Below are 22,155 nucleotides of genomic sequence, written 5' to 3'. Positions count from 1 at the left end.
CTGCACCACTTTCGGTTGGTGCAGCCAGGACCAACCCCGGGGGGAAATCACGTGACCATCGGCATCCAAACCGAAGGGGATGACGCATATATGTCCCAAAGCACGGACTACACACTGGGAGAACGAATTTGCAAGGCGCGAGACGCTGTGGGCCTGTCCACGGCACAGCTTGCCAGACGGCTGGGCATCAAGACATCAACGCTGCAAGGCTGGGAAAGCGACCGGTCTGAGCCTCGTTCGAACAAGCTTGTTCTGCTGGCCGGCCTTTTGAATGTCAGCCCGACCTGGCTGTTGATCGGACGTGGCACACCACCGATCCAGGACGACAGCGCCCCAGCAGACCTTGACAGCATGCGGCTGGCGCTAGATCGCGTCCACAAGCAGTCTTTGGCGCTTGCGGACGAAATCGAGCGGCTGAAGCAACGCATCGAGGAAACAGCGTAGTTTCTTTTCGGGCCAACCAATTCCGCGCAATTGCGCGGAATTGGAACGAACAAGCCGACCTTCCGGGGACTTTCTTTCCCAATTTCCAATTTATAGAAAAATTCTGACCCGAAGCGCCTCTTGCGTGACCCGCGCCCGGCGCCCTATCACTTCGTGTGAAATGAACAAGCGGACGTCTCAAAGGAGGCACCTCATGACGCTCGACACCAATCTCACCCGCGAAACCGTTTACATAGACGGGACCTGGACCGGATCCGATAGCGGCCAGACCATTGAGGTCAACAATCCGGCAACCGGTGACATCATCGGCACCATTCCGAATTGCGGACGCGGGGAAACCGCCCGGGCCATTGAGGCGGCAAGTCTTGCGTTTCCGGCCTGGAAGGCAAAGACAGCGGAACAGCGCGGCGATCTGATGCACAAGCTGTGCGACGAGATCATGGCCAATCTTGACGGTCTGGCACAGCTCCTCACTTTGGAGATGGGCAAGCCATTGGCCGAAGCAAAGGGCGAAATCAGCCTTGGCGTGAAATACATCCGCTTCTTCGCAGAGGAAGCAAAACGGGTATATGGCGACGTGATCCCTTCACCGTGGCCGGACCGGCGCATTCTCGTGACAAAGGAGCCGGTGGGTGTGGTCGGCGCGATCACCCCTTGGAATTTCCCAAATTCGATGATCGCCCGCAAGCTCGGCGCCGCGCTCGCCGCCGGCTGCCCGATGGTTATCAAGCCGTCGGAATTCACCCCCTACTCCGCGCTCGCCTTTGGCGTTATGGCTGAAAAGGCCGGCCTGCCCAAGGGCGTGGTCAACATCCTGACAGGGGATGCCGCGGCAATCGGGGCGGAAATGTGTGAGAACCCGGTTCTTCGCAAGATCACGTTCACCGGATCGACCCGCGTCGGCAAGCTTCTTGCGGAAAACGCAGGCAAGCACATGAAGAAGATTTCCATGGAGCTGGGCGGCAACGCGCCGTTCATCGTGTTCGACGACGCGGATCTGGACAAGGCCGTGGAAGGCGCGATCGCCTCCAAGTTCCGCAATTCCGGACAGACTTGCGTCTGTGCAAACCGGATTTACGTCCAGGACGGCGTCTACGACGCGTTTGCCGACAAGTTGAAGGCAGCCGTCGAAGCGCAGCTCAAACCCGGCAGCGGTTTTGATCAGGGAACAACCCAGGGCCCATTGATCAACGAGGCGGCCCTCGGCAAGGTCGAGGCGCATGTCGCCGACGCTTTGGAAAAAGGCGGTTCGCTAAAGACCGGTGGCAAGCGAATTGACGTACCGGGAACATTCTTTGCTCCGACTGTCGTGACCAACGCCACGTCCGACATGAAGGTCGCCCGTGAAGAGACTTTCGGTCCGCTCGCCGCATTGTTCCGGTTCAAGGATGAAGACGAGGCGATTGCCCGGGCAAACGACACCGAGTATGGCCTCGCCTGCTACTTCTACACCCAGGATCTGGGCCGGTCCTTCCGTGTGATGGAAAAACTGGAATATGGTCTTGTCGGTGTCAATGAAGGGGTGATCACCACCGAAGTCGCCCCGTTTGGCGGCGTAAAGGACAGCGGACTTGGCAACGAAGGCTCGAAATACGGCCTCGATGACTACCTGAACATCAAGTACAGCTGCTTCGGCGGTCTCGGCATGTAACAGCCTCGCCCGCACAGACGACGGATCAAGCCGGGGCGCAGCACCACGGCTTTTCCATATTCAGCGCTAGTCAGCGGTCGCGATCAGCTCGGCCTCGACCTCGCGGTAGATATCGACATGGTCGATGTTCATTTGTTGGATGCCGCAGCGCACGGCATGCTCAAACACGGCACGGTCCTCACCACCGTAAAACATCTGCGTGATAAGGCCTGCCTCACGGGCTGCATCGGCCCGCTCCGGCGTCAGGTCGTCCGCATGAAATTCCAGAATGTGCGCAGACAATGCCACTGCCCGTTCAATGGTGCCGACATGCTGGAACAGAACCATGCGCCGGAAGTCCGGCACCTTGGCCCGTGTTTGAGCGCGAATCGACTGGTCAAAAGAAAACGTCCACGCAGTCGACAGCAATCCGCGGCGGGCCAGCATATCGCGCACCACCGCCGGGTCCGCGTCCTTGATTTCCGCATAGGTCGCAATTCGTCCAGCGCATGCGTCCAAAAAGGTATCGAGCCGGGGCACGCGCTCGCCGGCAAAACGCGTGTCGAACCAGGTGCCGGCATCCAGCTGATCAATCTCGAAGGACATCAGGTCCGCAAACCGGCCAGTGCCGTTCGTGGTGCGGTCAACAGTGGCATCATGGTGGACATAAAGCACGCCGTCCTGGCTCGTTCGGATATCGAATTCAACCGCTTCCGCGCCGAGCGCGATGGCCGCTTCAAGAGAGGCAAGGGTGTTCTCCGGGGCCATCAGGCATGCCCCCCGATGGCAGACGATAGCGGCTCTTTGCAAAACAGGCTCCCTGTCCTGCACGCCTGACGTGCAGGGAGTTCAAGTCGATTTTTCGATCCTGGATTTCCGGAAAGTCTCTTCGGAGTGCCTGATTTTCTTGATGAAAAGATGACAGTTTCGTCGGTTTTGCTGAATTACGCACTTCACACAGCTTTGTGAGACCTCAAGCACACAAGACAGTTTCAAAAACCAGATTTCGCGCTAGTGTTGAAACTACCCAGCAGAAAAGGCGCATTAAGTGCACGCATATGATCACATAGCGCCATTTCTGAGGGATTGTTCAGCCACCATGGACAGTCAGTCAAATTGTCACACCCGAAATCCTGCATATGTATAGCTTCGTGGCGTTCGAGACCGGGCGCACAACACACCCTTTGATTTTGTAAGGAACGATCATGCTTCGTCTTGCTGCTTCTGCTTTCGCCCTGTCCCTGCTCACAGGCACCGCCTTCGCCGAACCGGTTGCCTACGAGTTCGACAAGTCGCACTCCAACCTTTCTTTCACCTATGACCATCTCGGCTACTCCACCACCGACGGCCGCTTCGGCGAGTGGGAAGGCACCCTTTTGATCGACAAAGACACGCCGGCAAATTCATCCATCGAGTTCACCATTGAAATCGACAGCATGGACACGTTTTGGGCCGAGCGCGACAAACACCTGAAAAGCCCAGATTTCTTCGACGCTGCCAACCATCCGCAGGCCACTTTCAAAAGCACGAGTGTCGAGCAGGTTGGCGAAAACCAGCTTGAGGTCACCGGCGACCTGACAATCAAGGGCAAAACCAAACCGGCAACCTTGAACGTTGATGTTACCGCAATGGGTGAGCACCCGATGGCGAAAAAGCCGGCGGTCGGCTTTGCGATCACCACGGTCGTCAAGCGCAGCGACTATGGCATGGACATGTTCGTGCCCTATGTCGGCGACGAAGTGTCAGTCACCTTCCATTCCGAAACACTCGAAGCCGGATCTGAAACCAACTAACTTCAACAACCGGGCTTCCGGAACGCCCGGGAGCCCTGCCACCTTCGGACACGAGGACACCGCCATGATACGCAACACCAAGAGCGGATACGGGCACATCGCAATCGCCTTCCACTGGATCATGGCGCTCATCATCATCGGTATGCTGGGCATGGGTCTTTACATGACCAGTCTTCCCCAAACAGATCCCCTGACGTTTCAGCTCTACCAGCTGCACAAGTCATTCGGTTTTGTCATTCTCACGCTGGTCGTGCTGCGGCTGGGCTGGCGGCTCTTAAACCCGGCACCGAAACTGCCGAACGGCATGAAGCCCTGGGAACGTGCCGCCGCACATTTGGGTCACACCGGGCTTTACGCGTTGATGTTCCTGATCCCGATCAGCGGATGGTTTATGGTGTCCGCCTCGCCCTGGAACATCCCGACAGTCGTCTTCAATGTGCTGAACATTCCGCACCTGCCCGTGCCCGGGTTCCTGGGAACCAAGGAGCAAGCCGAAGGCGTGTTCAAATTTGCTCATGAATACATGGCCTATTTCATGATAGCGCTTGTCATCGCCCATGTCGGGGCAGCGCTCAAGCACCACTTCATTGCCCGCGACGCCACATTGCGCCGAATGGTCTCAACCGCTCCAGCGCGGGACGGCCTATAACCGACGTCAACACTTCCGCTATTTTAAAGGGACACCGATCATGTTGATGAATAACCTGCTCGCGGCAGCCGTCGCTGCGCCGATGGTTTTAACAAGCGCGTCTGCCATCGCAGACACATGGAATGTGAATCACGAAGACAGCACGCTCGGCTTTGTGGTTCAGCAGGGCGAAGGCACCGTTACCGGAACCTTTGGCGACTGGACTGCCAGCATAGAATTCGACCCCGAGCAGCTGGAGACCGCGGTGATCACCGCGCAGATCCGCACGCCGACGGCCTCGACCGGAAACACGCAGCTGGACGGCATGCTGCCAACAGCCGATTTCTTTGACATCAACGAGTTTCCGGTGGCCGAATTTACAGCAGAGAACGTGACGCTGGTCGGCGGCAACCAATACAAGGCGGATGGCAGCTTGATCATCAAGGGCATCTCGCAGCCGGTGGAGCTGACTTTCACACTCGATATTGACGGCGATACCGCGAAAGCCAATGGAGAGGCCTCAATCAGCCGCCAGGCATACAATGTCGGTAAAACCGTGAAGACAGATGCGCTGGCCGACACGGTCAAGGTCACGCTCGATCTGACCGCGATCCGATAAGGCATATCAAACGCGACGAATTGTGAAGGACCGGACCGCTTGGCGTTCCCGGTCCTTTTGCCGTATGTAAGCGGCACAAAACCTGTCAGATGCCGCCGGAGCTTACTCCGCGCGACCTTAAAATTGAAGGCTGCCAAGATGAACGCTCCGCTCACCCCGCCCGCCTATCAGCACAGCGCCCTGTTCCCGCAAGGCGAGGATACGACCCCGTTCCGCAAGCTGACATCGGATTATGTGAAAACGGCTCAGTTCAACGGCGAGGAAATCCTGATGGTCGAGCCGGAGGGCCTGCGGCTCCTGGCCGAAGAAGCCTTCAAGGACATCAACCACTATCTGCGGCCCGGCCACCTGGAGCAGCTGCGCAAGATCCTCGACGATCCGGAGGCAACCGAAAACGACAAGTTCGTGGCCTTTGATCTCCTGAAGAACGCCAACATCGCCTCCCACGGCGTTCTGCCCATGTGCCAGGACACCGGCACCGCGATCATCATGGGCAAAAAGGGCCGCCGCATCTGGACCGACGGATCGGATGAAGCCGCCCTCGGCGAAGGCGCGCGCGATGCCTATTTCAAGAAGAACCTGCGCTATTCGCAGCTCGCGCCGGTGTCGATGTTCGAGGAAAAGAACACCAAGTCGAACATGCCCGCCCAGATCGAGCTCTATGCCGAGGGCGAGGACGCCTACAAATTCCTGTTCATGGCCAAGGGCGGCGGATCGGCCAACAAGTCGTTCCTGTTCCAGGGCACGCCGTCACTTCTGACCCATGACCGGATGATCGACTTCCTCAAAGAGAAAATCCTGACACTCGGCACCGCCGCCTGCCCGCCCTATCACCTGGCGATCGTCATCGGTGGCACGTCGGCCGAAATGACCATGAAGACGGCCAAGCTCGCCTCCGCGCGCTATCTGGACGGTTTGCCGACCGCGGGCTCGGAACTCGGCCACGCGTTCCGCGACCTGGAGATGGAGCAGGAGATCCACAAGCTGACCCAGGCAACCGGCGTCGGCGCGCAGTTCGGCGGCAAGTATTTCTGCCACGATGTGCGTGTGATCCGCCTGCCCCGGCACGGTGCGTCCCTGCCGATCGGACTGGCCGTGTCCTGCTCCGCCGACCGCCAGGCGGTGGGCAAGATCACCAGGGAAGGCATTTTTCTGGAACAGCTGGAAACCCAGCCGGAAAAATACCTGCCCGAAATCACCGACGATCATCTTGGCGGGGACGTCGTCAAGATCGACCTGACCAAGCCCATGCCGGAAATCCTGGCCGAACTCACCAAGCACCCTATCAAGACCCGGTTGTCGCTGACCGGCACGCTGATCGTCGCCCGGGACGCGGCCCACTCGAAACTGCGCGAGCGGCTGGAGGCCGGCGAAACCCTGCCCGACTACATCAAGAACCACCCGGTCTATTACGCCGGTCCTGCCAAGACCCCGGATGGCATGCCCTCCGGTTCGTTCGGCCCGACCACCGCCGGCCGGATGGACAGCTTTGTCGATCAGTTCCAGGCCGCGGGCGGCTCCATGGTCATGCTGGCCAAGGGCAACCGGTCTGCCCAGGTCCGCCGCGCCTGCCAGGCCCATGGCGGTTTTTATCTCGGTTCCATCGGCGGCCCGGCGGCCCGCCTTGCGCAGGACTGCATCAAGTCCGTCGAAGTCGTTGAATACGAAGAACTCGGCATGGAAGCAGTCTGGAAGATCGAGGTCGAGGATTTCCCCGCCTTCATCGTCATCGACGACAAGGGCAACGACTTCTTCAAGGAACTGAATTTAGGGTGACGTGACGCCGGTCTCCGGTTACCCCAACACCCGGACGCTGCTGTCCCGGCCCTGCGCTCAGCACATGCCCGATGCACCAAGGCCCCGGATCATGTCCGGGGCGGCGCGGTGGCGGCTGCACCATGGTTCACAGATTGGATTCAGCGTTGCGGGTTTGCACCGCCGTCCAAAACCCACGGCATTTGCGCATCGGGTACCGCCGCTGGCCGTGCGCGTGTAAAGATGAATCCACAGCTTTTCCTTGCAATAATCTTGGCGGGAATTCAAACAGGACCACTAGAAATCCGGTGCCGATGCTGGTTAAGCAACAACCGTCGATGTAAGATCGATTTAAGTCATACGATACGGCAATGACGCGCCGAAACTCAGGGAGAACGTCCATGACAAACCTGCGCCAACTGGCGGTCGCAGCGACATCCGCTGTGCTCATTTCAGGCGGGGGCATGGCAGCAGCATCGTCGCAATTGTCCGATATCCAGCGCGACACAATCGTGCGCCGGGCGTGTGAGGCCGCGATATGGGGCATGCCAGCGGTTGGTGTCTATGACATCGAACTCGCCATGCAGCGCGATGGCGGCGCGGAGGCCGGGACACTTGGTTACATGTCCGCGCCAATGGACAGCCGGCACGGTTTTCTGACGGCCAATGATGTTACGCCCTATGCGTTCGGCGCGCTGAGCACCAAGGACGGTCCCATCATTATCGAGGTGCCGCCCGCTGGCGACAAGGCCGCGTTTTTCGGGACGATCGTCAACGCCTGGCAGGTGCCGATCGCCGATGTCGGGACCACCGGGGAAGACGGCGGTGCGGGCGGCAAATATCTGATCCTGCCGCCGGACCATGAGGGCGGGGTGCCAGAAGGCGATTACCTCGTTCATCACTCAAACACCTACGGCGTGCATTTCGTTTTCCGGCCAGTGGCCAAGAATGGCGGCACCCATGCCGATCAGGCCGCCTATGCCCAGACATTGCAGTGGTACCCCCTGTCGCAAGCCGCCTCCCCGCCCCCGACCGCGTTCTTCGATGTCAAGGAGACGCCAGTCAACACCCTGCCCGTCTATGACATGACCTTCTACACCGACCTCAACACGGTCATACAGCGCGAGCCTGTACTTGCGCAGGACAAGGCGGCGATGGCGCTTCTGGCCTCCATCGGCATAGTGCGGGGAGAACCTTTCGAGCCCGAAGCCGAAACCCGGGATGCCATGCTCGAAGGTCTCGCATGTGCCTATAACACCATGCAGGAGCACTTCATCACCAAATCCGTGGTTCCACTCTGGCCCGACCGGCAATGGGGGGTATGGAACTTCGCCGACGGACAAGCGGACGCAGGCTTTCCCTACGCCAACGACGAACTGGTTCTGGTCGATGACCGCGCGGGTGGATCCTACTTCTGGATCACCTACCTTCCGAAGAACCTTGGTGGCGGCACATTTTACCTGACCGGACTGCGGGATAGCAGCGGCACAATGCTGAACGGCACGGACACCTACAAGCTGACCATACTCGCCGATACGCCTGCGGAGGATTTCTGGTCGGTGATTGTCTACAGCATGAAGACCAAAGGCTTCGTGTCCGGCGCGGAGCGCGTCGGGCTGGCAACACCCAATCTGCCGGATATGCAAAAGAACGATGACGGATCGGTGGATGTCTATTTTGCCCCTGAAGCTCCGGCTGGCCTTGAAAGCAACTGGATCCCGACCGGCGAGGACTTCTTTCTTCTTTTCCGCCTGTACGGCCCCACCGAGGGCTGGATGCAAAGTGGCTGGACCTTGCCGGACATCCAAAAGGCCGAGTGACACAAACGCATAAAAACAGCAACCTCAGCAACCGCAGAGAGACACGCCATGAAACTGACCCACCACCTGGCAATCGCCGCCAGCGCCGCTGTTTTTTATACGGGCGCGGGCCTTGCGCCGGTCCTGGCGCAGGATCCCCCGTCCATGCAGATGACCACGCCGATCCCCGACGGGATTACGACGCCGGACAACATCGAGACGCAACTGGGAGACTTGACCTTCTTTGACGGCGTTCCAGACGCGAAAACAACGCAGAAAGTCTATGATCTTTATGACTTCTCACAGGCCTATCAGGCCTATTTGAACGGTCTGAAGATCGCCTCCATGGATGCCATGCTGCGCGGCATCGAGGACTGGGGCCCAGCCAACTCCACCGTGATCCAGTTCGCGGACCTGATGGATTCCAAGACGCTGTTTTTGACCCCCAACACCACCAGCGTCTATCAGACGGCTGTGCTGCGCATGGGCGACGAGCCGATGGTGATCGAAACCCCGCCCAATGTGCTCGGCTTCATCAACAATGCCTGGTTCAAATATGTCATGGACTTCGGCAACCTCGGTCCGGACGAGGGCAAGGGCGGCAAGTTCCTGATCCTTCCGCCCGGCTTCGAAGGTGACGTGGCCACGGACGGGTACACCGATGTCGTGCAGACCGACACCTATGCACACTGGGTGCTGTGGCGCGGTTATCTGGATGACACCGGTTCACCGGAAACCGCTGTCACACAGACGCAGGAGCAGTTCCGGATCTATCCGCTTTCCCAGGCGGACAATCCGCCGGAAATGACCTTCGTCGATGTGTCGGGCAAGGAGTTCAACACAATCCACCTGATGGATGCGCGCATGTTCGAGGAGATCAACAACGTCGTGCAGGCCGAGCCGCTGATGGGGGAAAGCCCGGAGCTGTTGGGCTATCTGGCGGCGGTCGGCATCATCAAGGGCCAGGACTTTGCGCCTGATGCACGCATGCAATCGATCCTGGAGCGCGCTGCGGCGGCTGGAGCCGTCACCGTCAAAACGCTGATTTCCAAACCGCGCGCAAAGGAAGCTTATTGGTATCCGGGCGAAAGCAACTGGCAAAACGCGTTCCCGGGCGGCGCTTACACGTTCACCATCGACGGTGCGATGAAGCATGACTTCCGCTCGGCCTTCCACTTCTATGCGACCGGCATCACCCCGGCGATGGCGTTCAAATCACCGGGCAAGGGCTCGCAATACGCCTTCACCTACCGGGATTCGGACGGGAACGCCCTGGATGGCGCTAAGACCTACAAGCTGAACGTTCCGGCGAATGTACCTGCCAGGGATTTCTGGTCGTTCACGCTCTACGACAACCAGACACGCTCGATGCTGCAGACCGACAAGCAGTTCCCGGCCCTTGGCAGCAATGACACCGGGCTGGTGCAAAACGCCGACGGCTCGACCGATATCTACTTTGGCCCGGAAGCGCCGGAGGGCAAAGAGAGCAACTGGCTGCAAACGGTGCCCGGCAAGGGCTGGAACACGATCATGCGCCTGTACGGCCCTCTGGAGCCGTGGTTCAACCAGACCTGGCGTCCGGGCGAAATTGAGTTGGTGGAGTAGGTCGCGCCGGGCCGGGCCCGCACACTGCCGGTTTTACAAGGAGACAGTGCACGGGCCTCGCTTTTTGCGGTGATCCGGCACTGCGTCGTGACTTTGTGCTGGAGCCTCAGCCTCCGGAACGACCCCGTGAATCGCCCGGATACCGAGGAGGCACACGATCGCCTGCTTCAAAAACGATGCATACCCCGCTCCCGGCGCCACCCGATTATTGCGCTGCTCAGGACACGGTCAGGAGATGGCACAAGCTCTCACCATCCTCGGGAAGACCGATCGTTTTCTATTCCGCAAGGCCTTACTTGCCGGCCTTCGGCGGTACTTGTTTTGCGTCGTCCGCTTCAGCGGACTTCTGTTTGCGCGGCGCGCTGGCGAGGAAACACATCTTTTGGATATGTGCGGCGCGCTTTTCGCCATATTTAGGCATCGCTTCCTCCTAGGCTTTTGTCTCGATCAATAGAGAAAGCCTAACGCCGATGACCCGGGGGTGCCGTGACGAGGATCACAGGTTTGTGCGCCTGACGTTTAGCCTCCGCCTATCAAGCCGCTCTTAGAGCTGCGGATCCATTGCCTTCCCGTTCAATTTCCGTACTCAGCGCGCGGGCTGCCACGGATTTTGATTTCGGCGCGTGCCGGATCACATAGCTGATGGGCGGTGGAACTTCGCCAATTGCTGTGTCGATGACGTCAAAATCATCGCTCAGGTGCCGCGCGTTCATCAAGGCTATGCCGAGGCCCGCCTTGACACCCGCCAACACTCCAGCAGTGCTGGCACACTCCAGAACCGTCTTGAAAACGGTATCGCCACCGCGTTCGTCCTCCATCGCCCAGCGGCGGTAAAAACAGTTCTCGTCAAATGCTATAAACGGCACGGGCGCCGACACATCCAGCTGAAAGTCACGCGCCTTGATCCAGTGAAGACTGTCTTCGAACAAGACGGCATCACCCGGCGCTTTCCGATGCGCAAATACCTGCATGACTCCGAGGTCAATGTCACCACGCGCCAGCTCTTCTTCCAGTTCGAGGCTCTGGCGGACATGGGTCTGCACATGCACATCCGGGTAAAGCCTTGAAAACCGGCCAAGAATGCGTGACAAGCCGCCGGTGGTGGTATCCTCGGTCATGCCCAGCCGGATATGCCCTGCGAGCGGGCGACTGGACAAGGTCGACACCGCCTCGTCATGCAAGGCCAGGATCCGCTTCGCATACCCCAGCAGCTTCGTGCCGTCCTCGGTCAAGAGCGGTGACCCCGGCTGACGACGCAGCAGGCTTCGGCCAAGCCGGTCTTCCAACCTCCGGATTTTGTGGGACACCGCCGATTGCGACAGGCCGAGGCGCTCTGCGGCCCGTGTGACCCCGCCCAACTCGGCAATCATGCACAAGGCCTGCAGTTCATCGATATCCATTTTCTGCATCATGCCGGCAATCATGCATGACAAATATCGATTGTGCAATGATATCTATTAATTTGCGTCATGCCTCCACGCCGCCGATCTTGTGTGCATCATCCAGGAACGGAGCAATCCCCATGCAGCATATCGTCAATGACCACATCCTCATCAACGGCCAGCGCATCGCGCACGGCATTCATGGCACCGGCGAACCGGTGATTCTTCTTCATGGCACGCCGTCCTCCTCGCTTATCTGGCGCGATGTCGTGCCGCGTCTCACCAAAGCGGGCTACCAGGTCCATGTCTATGACCTGCTCGGCTTTGGCCTGTCGGAGCGGCCCCGGGACCCCGCAGTCGACACATCAGTCAGCGCACAGGGGCCGGTGCTGGAAGCTCTCATGAACCATTGGGGCCTGGAGAGCGCGCATTTGATTGGCCACGATCTCGGCGGGGCGATTGCCAAGCGGCTTGCGATTTTCCGGCCTGCCCTTGCACGCAGCCTGACCCTGATTGATATCGTCAGCTTCGACAGCTGGCCCTCGCCGCGCACCCGCGAGCTGATGGCGGCCGGTCTTGAAAAAATGATCACGGCCTCCGATGCTGACCACAAGGCGCATTTTCGCGAATGGCTGCTGAGTGCGGTCCAGCACAAGCAACCCTATACGGATGGTCCGCTCGACACCTATCTGGAATTCATTTCCGGCCCCACCGGACAGGCCAGCCTGTTTCAGCATCAGATCAGTCACTACGACCCGAAACACACGTTGGAGGTCGCAGACCGCCTGGACGAACTGGGTGCGTTGCCAGTCCGGATTTTGTGGGGCGCAGATGATGCCTGGCAGTATCCTGAATGGGCGCACAAACTGCATGCTGCCATTCCCGGGTCCGAACTCACGATCCTTGAGGACGGCGGGCATTTCTTGATGGAGGACCAGCCGGACGAGGTTTCCCGTCACTTGATTGACTTTCTTGACCGGCAAACCACCCGGAAAAACAGGGCGGCGAACGCTTAGGCCCGAAACTGGGCTTTACGCCCCGATTGGCACACGGCAGCCTCTGCAAGATGGGAGACCAATTGAAGGGGCTGCTGATAACAACGCTCGGTGTGCTGTGCATCGTGCCCGATTCGCTGTTCGTACGCCTGATCGACGGCGATCCCATGGTCACAACCTTTTGGCGGTCGTTGATCTCCGGCTCCGTGGTTCTGGCGGCCGTTCTGATGTTTCCCGGGCTTGGCAGTTTCCGTTCGATCCTGCGGACCGGGTGGCCGGGGTTTTGGTACACGGTGCTGATCGCATCGACGGCTCCGGCCTTCGTGCTGGCGGTCAGCAACACCAGCGTTGCCAATGTGGTGTTCATCTTCGCATCCATGCCGGTGTTTGCGTCCGTCTACAGCCGCCTCTTTTTGGGCGAACCGATCAGCAGGCGGATGATCCTCACCATGGCCGCGGTCTTTTGCGGGCTCGCCGTTCTGGCCTATGGCTCGCACACGAATGAAGTGGCCTCCTGGAAGGGCGATGTTTGGGCGCTGTACATCTCGGCGTCCTACGCAGCGGCCCTCACCCTGGTGCGCAAGCTGAAAGAAACCCCGATGATCCCCGCGATCCCAATCGCATTTATCGGGACCGCTGTGCTGATAGGTCTGTTTCAGGCACCCTTGCCCGCTTTTGTGGAAAAATGGCCGCTGTTTCTGGGCCATGGGCTGTTTATCGGCCTCGCCACATGCCTTTTGACGATCGGCCCGCGCTACATCAGCTCGGCCGAAGTTGCGCTGCTGATCCTGTTGGAATCGGTTTTGGCGCCCTTGCTGGTCTGGGCGCTGGTTGGTGAGGACCCGGGCGCTTATGCTGTTTCCGGCGGCGTTATCGTGATTGGCGCCCTGCTCATGTCAAACCTGGTGGCGATGCGCGCAAGACAGCGCCGCTGTTGAAACGCGGGCAACAAGACAAACAAAAAGACCGGGCAAGAGCCCGGCCTTTCTGAAGTTCTCACGGTCAGCCCCGATGACCGGGGCCGGCCTCAAGCAGCTTAAACGGCGGACAGGTTGTCCGCTGCAGACTTGCCGGAACGGCGGTCCTGAACAACTTCGAAGGAGACCTTCTGGCCTTCGTTCAAAGTGGCCATGCCGGAGCGCTCAACAGCAGAGATGTGAACGAACACGTCGTTGCCGCCATCTTCAGGCTGAATGAAACCAAAACCTTTGGTGGTGTTGAAGAATTTAACTGTACCGATGGTCATAACGATGCCCTTTCAATCGGTCGGTAGTTCAAGTTTGCCAATGCCGGAGCCTTGGCGGGTTCGTCGACGTTGAGAGGGAAGATCGTTCTGTGCACGGTCGCCCATGCGGTAACAAAGTTCGTCAAGCAATATCGATCACTGTTATATGCTCCTTTTTCGCAAGAGAAACAAGTGGTTTGACGTTCAACTTGCAAGAAATCGGACTTGCTTGTCGGATCCGTCCGGGCCAAGCATGAGGGCTTCAAGATATCAAATCACCGGACAAAACAATGACAGAACCCACGGATGCCGCCGCCCGACGCGCAATCGAACCGGTCATTTGCTACCCGACCGAAACGTTGCCTGTGCCCGATCTCGCCCTCTATCAGAGAGCGCATCACGATGCTGTGAAAACCGGTGAAATCGTGGTCCCGTCCCGGGAGGCCGCAACGATCGAGGTCCCGGCTGGCCATTTTCTAAAAATATCCAGCATTGAAGGTCCGCAGGTGGGGGATTTGAACCTGTTCAATGCCAAGAATCTCGACGAGCGGTTCTATTCAGGGAAAACCCGCGCGCTGCACGGAACCCATGTGACAACCGGACACCGGCTCTGGTCCTGCTTTCCGTTCCTGAGGCCTATGGCCACCGTGGTCGCGGACACCTTGAGCTGGTACGGGATCGATGAATTCGGCGGGTCGGTGCATGACGTGATCGGAACACGCTGCGACCCTTACACCGGCAATCTATTGAGTGGCGGCCACTACCACCATTGTTGTCACTCGAACCTCACACGGGCTTTATCGGACGCCCGGGCGCTTTCGCTTGAGGAGGCGGAGGCGCGGGTGCATGATGTTTTGAATGTTTTCATGTGCACGGGTTTTACCCGCGATACGCGGCAATATTTCATGAAAGCCAGCCCGGTGCGTCCCGGTGACTATCTGGAGCTGTTTGCCGAGATCGATCTGTTGGCGGTCATGAGCGCCTGCCCGGGCGGAGACTGCGGGGCGGTCCACTCCTCGGACACCGCAACGTGCCATCCGATGCTGATGGAGGTCTTAAAGCCTGCGGAAGGAACACTGGACACATGGTACCCGCCCGCGGCAAACGGCTACGACCGGACGCATGGCAGGTAGACCCGGCAAGCCGCTGCCCGGCACGTCAAATTCAAAAAGTAACGATAAGGGAGAAAACATGCTCTTGAGAACCTTCGCCGTGACCCTGGCAGCCCTCGTCATGAGCACCTGCGCCAGCGTTGGCGAGACCATCAAGGTCACGCTTCAGCTTCCCGAAAACCACTACCTGGCGCAAAACTGGCGGGATTTCGGTGATATCGTTTCTCAAAAAACCGTCGGAGACCTGAAGGTCCAGCTGTTCCCTTCAGCGGAGCTGTTCAAGGACAATCAGGTGCCCAGTGCTGTTGGAACCGGCGCCGTGGAAGCGGGGTCTGCATCCCTCGTGCAGTACGCTGCAGCGGTTCCGGCGGTCAACGTCGTCTCACTCCCCTTCCTGCTCGACAACGAAATCAAACTGAAAAAGGCCACAGCCCCGGGCTCCCGGCTTCGCCAAATACTCGATGAGGCAATCTTAAAGGCCACCAACAACCGGGTGCTGTGGTGGCAGTCCTATGGGCGGAACATCTACCTCAGCAAGGGCGCACCTTTGATAAAGCCGGACGATTTCATCGGCAAGCGGGTTCGAACCTATGGCCAAGTCCAAGACTGGACTGTGGAAGCACTCGGCGGCATCCCGATGCGCGTGTCCGGTTCCCAGCAATACTTGGCCTATGAAAGCGGCTCGGTCGATGTCGGTATGACCGCCACAACGGGCGTTGAAACCCGCGAGCTGTACAAGGTGATGGACACCCTCACCCTCAGCCATGACAGCGCGGTGGAATTTGTGGCTGTCATGAACAATGACTTTTTTGAACGCTTGTCGGATGAGAAACAGCAAGCGATCCTTGACGCGGCAGCACAGGTGGAAGCGCAGCTGGCCGGTTTTGTTCACGCAGATGAGGCCGCTGCCGCTGACCGTTTGCGTGGCAAAATGTCGGTGATCACATTGACGGAACCCCAGCGCGCAGCCTTTCGCGCGGCGACTGCCGGTGTCCGCAAAAGGTTTCTAGACTTATCGGGCGACACGGGCAAAGCCGTCTTGGGCGCCGCTGAAAGCCTCTGACGCCGCTTCGCAGGCCACCGCACCCACCTTTGACTCGGTGTTCTGATAAGGAAAAACCCCGGATCAGGACGATCCGGGGTCAGCAGGCTGCCTAAAAAGCGCCATACACGTCGGTTTCGTCGCTAAACTTACGCGAACTGTTATTGTTCACATCAGTCGAATTGAACTCTTGCGAAAGATCAAAATGTTGAATTTTATCATCAATGATCTCGCGCTTTCTACTGCTCAGATCCTGTTTCTTGTCTACGAAAGACTGCTTTTGATCTTCCTGATAAGTCTTCTGTTGCTCCATATTGTGGAGCTTGACTGCAAGCATGCCAATGTCAGTCGAAGGTAATTCGCCGGTTTCAGTGAACTTACTCACAGCGCCTTGCATGACCGCCTTTGCGCATCCATCCCACTGCTGGCTGTCCAGCTCGCATGCCAGCGTTTTGATTTCTTTTTTTATCGTCTGGATCTGCCGATCCAAGGTCTTGTTTTGAAGACTTACATCTTTAATCTTGACTTTGAGCTGATTAAAGTTGTGGCTGTACATACTTTTGGGATCTAACGACTGTGGGTTCCGATTTCTGATCTTCGAATTTTCGTTATTCCGATTGAAATTTGATAATTTTTTGGTTTTTGCCTTGCTTAATTTTGGAAATACACTTTCAGACTTCAAGTATTCTGGCAAAAATTTATCATCTACATTGATAAGATTATCACTTTGGCTATTTGAGCTTTTTGAACTCGAGAAAGAAAACCAGTTTTAAAGAAGGACATATTTTCACTCCGCTGCTTTAGACTGCGGAATTCATAAGAAATAGGAAGAAAACACTCAAATTCCATAAAATTATATATAAATACGGCCAGACTATCATCGCCTGAGTACATTGATCTTTTTGAAATCAAAGTACCTGTTCCAAAAATAGCCTCTTCAAAACTCCTCGCGGGTCGATAGCGCAAGCGCCGACCAGGGTTGCGTTTCGGAGTTGGTTTCTGTCGAGAGGATGGACGACAAGACTTCCTTGCCGTGGCCGCGGAATCTTGTGGCTCCTTGCAGCCTTTGCTGAATCATTTGTTCAAACAACACAAGCCGATCCGCCTGCTGCATCCAGATATGATGCAGTTTGGGGTTGCGGGATTGCCGGACCCCTTTCAGCAAGCGAAGTGTCAGCGCCCCGTTGAAGCTCCAGAACGTATCGAGTGTGCGGCGTTTTCCATTGTCTTCGGGAAAATCGATCCCGACCACATCCTGCTTGCGTCCTTCAAACCCGAACGAGTCCAAAAGGATCGTGTCGACCCGGTAGACTGCGAGCCCCAGCCGGATGCTGTCCAGCCAACGGGTTTCATTCAACAGCGTGGTTCCGTAGCACAGCACGAGCATCGACGTGGCGTGGCAATCCGCATAGGGTGTGCGGTCGGCCCCCATCACGAAAGCAGCCTGATCAGAGCCGTCAATCCCCTTGGTGTTAATGCGGAAGTCTTCCAAAATGACACACACTTCACGCAAGGCCTCAAAATACTTCTCCTCTCCCGTGGCCAGCGCCATGTCGACATAGGCCAGCCCCATCAAGGCAATGGATCGGGAAAAAATCGTCGGGTTGCCTTGCTTGAATGGCTGAATGAAATAGGTGTCGTAGGCCCTATGGAAGTAGTCGACCATGCCCTTCAAATCTTCGGCTGTCTTGCCGGCAATCGCCAGATCAGGATTTGATTTCAGGGTGCGATAGCATCTCGAATAGGCTTTGACTTCCGCGCCATAATCGTAAGAAACAGAATAGTCGGTCGGCCCGGTTTCATGGGTGCGCAGCCCGATCCGGTGTTTCATCAGATCCCGGTAGAGCGCCGTATCCTGATAAAGTCCGCCGGAGGTGAGCAGCTTGTACTCGCCCGTTTCGACAGTTCCCGTTTGCGTTCCCGGCAGAATGTGCTCTGAAACCAGCGATTTCAAATCGGCCTTCTTGTCGGACTGGTAGGACAACCGGTAGCCGCATCCTTCCGGACCGTGAGTCAGACTGTGCACGGCAAGGGCGAAGCCGCTCATCTGATTGGTTTGGACCATGGCCCAATAGTCGCCGCCGGAGACCGACCGGCTCTCACTGCGCGCAATGCCCAACCGTGTGCCTTCCTTGCCAAAACAGGCGGTATGAACAGCCTGATATGACACACGCTCTTTGTGATGCTTTAGCTCGTCATGCCCAAAACTGACGGTGACATCCTTGATGCCGACGCCATCTGCCAGATCGAGACGCGCGCTTGTTTCCACGAACATTGAGGACGCACGCAGCCGGTAGGTGTATGTGATCGTCCCAAGCTCAGCGCTGCCAATGGCGGAGGCAATCCGGCCCGCCGACAGAGCTTGGGTAAAGGCGACCGTAAGCACCCCCTGCTCCAAGGATACGGCCGCCTCAAATGGGTCTTTTTTCATCGATACGCGATGCGCCATGCCGCGATACTTGAATGACACCTGATTGTCACCGAAGCTCGCATATACCGCCGAGCGGCCATCGTGAAAACGCACACCAAGCGCAACACGTCCGGCCGCCTCTTGAACCTGGACGTTCATCAAGCCATGCCAGAACACACGGGTTCCCTCAGCATCGCTCGCCTTTTCATCAAGACGGAAATCTGCAACGCGCCGGCAGATCAACGGCCCTTCCGTCATGGTCGCAATGAAGCTCAAGAGCTCGCTTACTTCGACAGGGTATGCGCTCCACACCTCCGGACGGCCAAGCAAATCAAGGACCTTGGCGTTGTCATCCGCCCAAAACCACATATCGCCTTCAATGTCATGCTCGGTTTCCGACACCGCACGGGTGCCGGCCGGCAGGGCAGCATTTTCGCAGAGCAGGTTTTGAATAATGAATTCCGCGAAAGGAAGACTGCCATTCTCAAATTGCATGAACACGAATCCTGATTAGTATCGGCGGCAAGATACTTGGGCGACACCCGCCACTTCAACACATAAAATGTCTGGAATAAGGCCAAATGCAATTAACCCGCGACCATATTGATACGCTATATAGAAAAATACTTTTGCGCGCACCAGAGGCCGAGCAGGCCTACGAGTATTTTCTGGAAAATTTCAAAACAGTTCAGGAAGCTCAAGACTTTTTACTTTCATCACCAGAGTTTCAAGCCAATCAGAGCCGCGGAGATACCGAACGTAAAGCGCTGCAGCTCTACCAGATGGACCGCGGCCCCATGTCCATTCAATTTGCGGTGGACAGCACTGATCTTGAAAACCTCAAACATACCTTTCGGAACCTTCGTGAAACTGCAGGGCTGAGCGAGCCCTACCATCACGAAATGCCGGATGGACGGTTTTTCGTTCGCCCTTTCCGCATTACCGAACACGACTTTTGGGCGACCGGGCTACCGCGCATCGAGAAACTGTTGAAAGAGCTCAAAATGAGCGAGGCGGACTTGCCTGAAAACCCCGACATTCTGGAGATCGGCTGCGGTGTCGGGCGATTGTCATTCTATCTTGCCAACCAAGCCGGTCATCTGGATGCAGCCGATTGGTCGGAGCCGCATCTGAACATCGCGCGCGAAAGATCAAAACGATTCATGACAGAAACCTTGCGTTTTCTGGACATTGACTCTCAAGCAAATCAACTGAAACAGGAATACGACCTGATTTGTACCGGCGACGGTTTCTGGCATCTGCCGCCGGTTCTGATGCGCGACTGCCTTTCCGGACAATTGAGACGCTTGAAATCCGGGGGAACGGCGTATCTGACCCTGCCCGTTTTCATCAAAGACTACAGCTATGAGACGCTGTCCTGGATCAACGATCCGGGCAAGGCGAGCGATCGCCATCCGCTTCCTCAGGAAGTTCTGCTGTCCGTGATTGCAGAGAGCGGGTTGACTGTGAAGAGCCTTCTCGAGACACGAGACTTCTTTCAGGACCAACCGATCTTCTACAACACCGTGATTGCGGTCCGGGGGTAGTCGCGCGTCCGTTTCAGCAACAAACCCTGTGCATCTGAGAGGAAACTTTCGTTGTTATCGCGCAACAGAGGCGGCAGTTTTGCCAAGATTTGATCATGTATGCGCAACTTTCCTGAAGCCAAAGCAGCAAGCATCGATTAACGTAGCGGCAAGATTGCACGAGGTACGATTGCCGCGCGTAACGGTTTTGTCCGGTTTTCAGTTGGGGGAATGCACATGTTCAAAACGCTTGTGGCAGCGCTGTCGCTGCTGATCGCCGTAACAGGCGGCACTGCGCTGGCACAGTCCGGTGGCCAGTTTTTCGATCCGAATACCAAGAAGTGGGTTACCTACGGCCCTTCTTACGGAGGCAAGTCGCCGATCCGGCGCAAAATGGTCAAATACACCGGTCCGCATGCACCGGGCACCATTGTCGTCAACACATCTGAGCGCCGCCTCTATCATGTGCGCCCGGGTGGCAAGGCCATGAAATACGGTGTTGGAGTGGGCAAGGAAGGCTTCCAGTGGGCCGGCACCCATCGCATCACCCGCAAGGCCGAATGGCCGAGCTGGACCCCGCCGGCACAGATGCGGGCTCGTGAGCGCAAGAAGGGGCGCATCCTGCCAGCCTACATGGAAGGCGGGCCGAACAACCCAATGGGCGCCCGCGCGCTCTACATCGGCTCCACGCTTTACCGCATCCACGGCACCATTGAGCCATGGACAATCGGAACAGCCGTTTCGTCCGGCTGCATCCGCATGGCCAATGAAGACGTGAAGCACCTTTACAGCAACGTGACCGTCGGGTCCCGCGTGGTTGTTGTCCGCTAAAAGCGTTCGAACCGTTTTTGTGAAAAGCCGGCTGCATGCCGGCTTTTTTGTGCGCTGCGGCCAGAGATGCCTCGCTAAAACTGCCACTGGTCATGAAACGAAGCTCCAGCCTATGCTGGGCCCTCGGGGGGACCGGCAGGATGCGCAAACCGAAATCACTTCACTCAATCCGCTGTGTGTTTGCAATCACGGCCTTGCTGATAGCGCATGGCTTTGGCAGCGGGCGCGCAGAGGCCAGCGAACCACTGGCCCTTGTCCAAAAAGGCCTGGAGCTGTCCAAAACGCATTGCGGACGGTGCCATATCGTCAGCAAGGCTGACCGGTTTGCCGGGATCTCCTCAACCCCATCTTTCATGATCATGATTGAAGCGTTGAGTGATTGGCAGCAACGGTTCGACACGTTTATGGCGCGGCGCCCGCACCCGGCGCACATCCGGTTCGCCGGTGACAATGAGCGCCCCGAAGACCTGCCCTCCTCGATTGCCGAAGTCGTGCTGACGCTCGCGGAGATCGAGGCCATTCGCGCCTATGTGGATCAACTTGCAGCCGACCTCGGAAAAAGCTGACCCGCACCCGCGGAACAAAAAACAAACGCGCTCTCATGCCGCCATTATCAGCACTTCGGCAGCAGCCTTCGCATCCGCATCCGGCGCCTCAGAATAGCCCATGTGCTTGGCCACGATCGCCCCTTCGATCAACAGCATGAGCTGGCGGGCCAGACCGGCAGCATCCCCCGCCCCTGCTGCCCGGGCCAGCTGCTGCAGGTCCAGGAGAACAAGCCGTTTGTGCTCGCGCGCCTGAACTGCAATCGGATCGTCATGCACAGGATACTCGGACGCGGCCTTGATGAACATGCAGCCGCAAAAATCTGCCTGAGCGAACCAGTCGGTCAAGACGTCGAAAACGGCCAGCAGCTGTTCGCGCGGCTCCCCGCCCGCCTCAGCCAGATGCTTGTGCATCCGGTTTCTGAAGGTCTCGTCCTTGCGGCGCAAAGTGGCAAGGATCAATTCGTCCTTGGAATGAAAATGCTTGAACATGGTGGTCTTGGAGATGCCGGTTTCTGCCACCAGACGGTCCATTCCGGTGGCATGAAACCCGTCGCGGTAGAAGATCTTTTCGGCTTTCTGAACCAGTTCATCGCGTTTACTCGGGCGCATCGCACTTCCTTTCTGTACTATTCTGTTAGATATCAACAGCCGCCCTTTGGTTCAAGTGCGCACGTCTAACCTTGAGTGAAATCAGCGGCCTCTCGAAAATGATTTGCTATTCCAGTTGGGTTTTCGCAATCGCTCAAACCATCACCAATGAAATTTAGTGTACCGATCAGTAATTTATGGCTTGCAATATGTACAGATCGGT

The 22,155-nt window shown here is 57.5% G+C and carries 21 protein-coding genes; 15 read left to right on the top strand and 6 right to left on the bottom strand.

Features of this window, described 5'->3' with window-relative positions:
- Positions 1 to 51 precede the first annotated feature (51 nt).
- The gene (locus tag JM93_RS08700; RefSeq protein WP_244300788.1) at positions 52 to 444 is read left to right on the top strand and encodes a helix-turn-helix domain-containing protein; all 393 of its coding nucleotides are present in this window, start codon (positions 52 to 54) and stop codon (positions 442 to 444) included.
- Positions 445 to 637: 193 nt separating this feature from the next.
- Positions 638 to 2,095: an NAD-dependent succinate-semialdehyde dehydrogenase gene (locus JM93_RS08695; RefSeq protein ID WP_145342347.1), complete on the top strand. Its 1,458-nt coding sequence runs from the start codon at positions 638 to 640 to the stop codon at positions 2,093 to 2,095.
- Positions 2,096 to 2,161: 66 nt separating this feature from the next.
- On the opposite strand, the gene JM93_RS08690 is transcribed toward JM93_RS08695, so the two are convergent.
- Positions 2,162 to 2,905, bottom strand: a complete 744-nt coding sequence (locus tag JM93_RS08690; protein ID WP_280114414.1) for a glycerophosphodiester phosphodiesterase — start codon at positions 2,903 to 2,905, stop codon at positions 2,162 to 2,164.
- Positions 2,906 to 3,279: 374 nt separating this feature from the next.
- On the opposite strand from JM93_RS08690, the gene JM93_RS08685 reads away from it, so the two are divergent.
- The 6 genes from JM93_RS08685 (at position 3,280) to JM93_RS08660 (ending at position 10,273) form a co-directional block, all read left to right on the top strand.
- The gene (locus JM93_RS08685; protein ID WP_145342343.1) at positions 3,280 to 3,867 is read left to right on the top strand and encodes a YceI family protein; all 588 of its coding nucleotides are present in this window, start codon (positions 3,280 to 3,282) and stop codon (positions 3,865 to 3,867) included.
- Positions 3,868 to 3,931: 64 nt separating this feature from the next.
- Positions 3,932 to 4,516 carry a cytochrome b gene (locus tag JM93_RS08680; RefSeq protein ID WP_145342341.1) on the top strand — a complete coding sequence of 195 codons (585 nt, stop codon included), beginning with the start codon at positions 3,932 to 3,934 and terminating at the stop codon, positions 4,514 to 4,516.
- Positions 4,517 to 4,556: 40 nt separating this feature from the next.
- Entirely contained in the window at positions 4,557 to 5,114 is a 558-nt protein-coding gene (locus JM93_RS08675) for a YceI family protein (RefSeq protein ID WP_208995046.1), read from the top strand.
- Between the two features lie 138 nt (positions 5,115 to 5,252).
- Complete coding sequence (locus JM93_RS08670) at positions 5,253 to 6,890, top strand: fumarate hydratase (RefSeq protein WP_145342339.1); 1,638 nt, start codon at positions 5,253 to 5,255, stop codon at positions 6,888 to 6,890.
- Positions 6,891 to 7,270: 380 nt separating this feature from the next.
- On the top strand, positions 7,271 to 8,689 hold the full coding sequence (locus tag JM93_RS08665; RefSeq protein ID WP_170230594.1) for a DUF1254 domain-containing protein: 1,419 nt from the start codon (positions 7,271 to 7,273) through the stop codon (positions 8,687 to 8,689).
- A 48-nt stretch (positions 8,690 to 8,737) separates the two neighbouring features.
- Entirely contained in the window at positions 8,738 to 10,273 is a 1,536-nt protein-coding gene (locus JM93_RS08660) for a DUF1254 domain-containing protein (protein ID WP_145342336.1), read from the top strand.
- Between the two features lie 533 nt (positions 10,274 to 10,806).
- Here the strand turns inward: JM93_RS08660 and JM93_RS08655 are convergent.
- On the bottom strand, positions 10,807 to 11,685 hold the full coding sequence (locus JM93_RS08655) for a LysR family transcriptional regulator (RefSeq protein WP_145342334.1): 879 nt from the start codon (positions 11,683 to 11,685) through the stop codon (positions 10,807 to 10,809).
- Positions 11,686 to 11,795: 110 nt separating this feature from the next.
- Here JM93_RS08655 and JM93_RS08650 point away from each other — a divergent pair, with 110 nt between their 5' ends.
- Together JM93_RS08650 and JM93_RS08645 are read left to right on the top strand one after the other, a co-directional pair.
- Positions 11,796 to 12,671, top strand: coding sequence for an alpha/beta fold hydrolase (locus JM93_RS08650; protein ID WP_145342332.1), 876 nt, complete (start codon positions 11,796 to 11,798; stop codon positions 12,669 to 12,671).
- A gap of 62 nt (positions 12,672 to 12,733) precedes the next feature.
- Positions 12,734 to 13,588 carry a DMT family transporter gene (locus tag JM93_RS08645; RefSeq protein WP_244300787.1) on the top strand — a complete coding sequence of 285 codons (855 nt, stop codon included), beginning with the start codon at positions 12,734 to 12,736 and terminating at the stop codon, positions 13,586 to 13,588.
- Positions 13,589 to 13,686: 98 nt separating this feature from the next.
- Here JM93_RS08645 and JM93_RS08640 read toward each other — a convergent pair whose 3' ends face one another.
- On the bottom strand, positions 13,687 to 13,896 hold the full coding sequence (locus JM93_RS08640; RefSeq protein ID WP_145342328.1) for a cold-shock protein: 210 nt from the start codon (positions 13,894 to 13,896) through the stop codon (positions 13,687 to 13,689).
- A gap of 269 nt (positions 13,897 to 14,165) precedes the next feature.
- On the opposite strand from JM93_RS08640, the gene JM93_RS08635 reads away from it, so the two are divergent.
- Positions 14,166 to 15,008: an urea carboxylase-associated family protein gene (locus tag JM93_RS08635; protein WP_145342326.1), complete on the top strand. Its 843-nt coding sequence runs from the start codon at positions 14,166 to 14,168 to the stop codon at positions 15,006 to 15,008.
- A gap of 58 nt (positions 15,009 to 15,066) precedes the next feature.
- A complete protein-coding gene (gene dctP, locus JM93_RS08630; protein WP_145342324.1) occupies positions 15,067 to 16,050 on the top strand; it encodes a TRAP transporter substrate-binding protein DctP in 984 nt (327 codons plus the stop codon).
- A gap of 91 nt (positions 16,051 to 16,141) precedes the next feature.
- Here dctP and JM93_RS08625 read toward each other — a convergent pair whose 3' ends face one another.
- Both JM93_RS08625 and JM93_RS08620 read right to left on the bottom strand, forming a co-directional pair.
- Positions 16,142 to 16,585 carry a hypothetical protein gene (locus JM93_RS08625; RefSeq protein WP_145342322.1) on the bottom strand — a complete coding sequence of 148 codons (444 nt, stop codon included), beginning with the start codon at positions 16,583 to 16,585 and terminating at the stop codon, positions 16,142 to 16,144.
- A 381-nt stretch (positions 16,586 to 16,966) separates the two neighbouring features.
- Positions 16,967 to 18,934, bottom strand: coding sequence for a hypothetical protein (locus tag JM93_RS08620; RefSeq protein WP_145342320.1), 1,968 nt, complete (start codon positions 18,932 to 18,934; stop codon positions 16,967 to 16,969).
- 86 nt (positions 18,935 to 19,020) lie between these two features.
- Here JM93_RS08620 and JM93_RS08615 point away from each other — a divergent pair, with 86 nt between their 5' ends.
- The 3 genes from JM93_RS08615 to JM93_RS08605 all read left to right on the top strand — a co-directional run bounded on the left by JM93_RS08615 (position 19,021) and on the right by JM93_RS08605 (position 21,362).
- Positions 19,021 to 19,986, top strand: coding sequence for a class I SAM-dependent methyltransferase (locus JM93_RS08615; RefSeq protein ID WP_145342318.1), 966 nt, complete (start codon positions 19,021 to 19,023; stop codon positions 19,984 to 19,986).
- Between the two features lie 216 nt (positions 19,987 to 20,202).
- Entirely contained in the window at positions 20,203 to 20,796 is a 594-nt protein-coding gene (locus JM93_RS08610) for a L,D-transpeptidase (protein WP_145342316.1), read from the top strand.
- 140 nt (positions 20,797 to 20,936) lie between these two features.
- The gene (locus tag JM93_RS08605; protein ID WP_145342314.1) at positions 20,937 to 21,362 is read left to right on the top strand and encodes a hypothetical protein; all 426 of its coding nucleotides are present in this window, start codon (positions 20,937 to 20,939) and stop codon (positions 21,360 to 21,362) included.
- A 33-nt stretch (positions 21,363 to 21,395) separates the two neighbouring features.
- Here the strand turns inward: JM93_RS08605 and JM93_RS08600 are convergent, their stop codons facing one another.
- Positions 21,396 to 21,953, bottom strand: coding sequence for a TetR/AcrR family transcriptional regulator (locus tag JM93_RS08600; protein ID WP_145342312.1), 558 nt, complete (start codon positions 21,951 to 21,953; stop codon positions 21,396 to 21,398).
- Positions 21,954 to 22,155: the final 202 nt, after the last annotated feature.

Source organism: Roseibium hamelinense (genome assembly GCF_007830545.1).
GTDB classification, from domain to species: Bacteria; Pseudomonadota; Alphaproteobacteria; order Rhizobiales; family Stappiaceae; genus Roseibium; species Roseibium hamelinense.
This window is presented reverse-complemented; position numbering and strand designations above follow the sequence as displayed.